Raw genomic sequence first — 220 nt, 5'->3', positions numbered from 1 at the left:
GTCTGTGAAACGTCTCAATCGCATATCCCAGCATTTACAGCCGGAATTGCGTTCGGTTTTGCGTGGGACGGCATTGGCAGATAATCAGGCGCAGTTGTTGAAGCTTGCGAAGATGGAGCCGGTTTTCCAACGGCGGGTAGCGATTGCTTTGCAAGAGGTTGAGGGGGATTTACGGCGTGCTGTTGATTTGGTCAATGGGATTAATACGCCACCGAAAGTT

1 pseudogene is annotated in these 220 nt (G+C 50.9%); it reads left to right on the top strand.

Annotated elements, in window-relative coordinates:
- Positions 1–220 (top strand): annotated as a pseudogene (locus tag BN338_RS10760) (ParB/RepB/Spo0J family partition protein); the annotation flags it as partial.

This window comes from Bartonella queenslandensis AUST/NH15 (assembly GCF_000312585.1).
Taxonomy (GTDB): domain Bacteria; phylum Pseudomonadota; class Alphaproteobacteria; order Rhizobiales; family Rhizobiaceae; genus Bartonella; species Bartonella queenslandensis_A.
The sequence above is the reverse complement of the archived record's forward strand: the minus strand, read 5'-3'. Positions and strand labels throughout refer to the sequence as shown.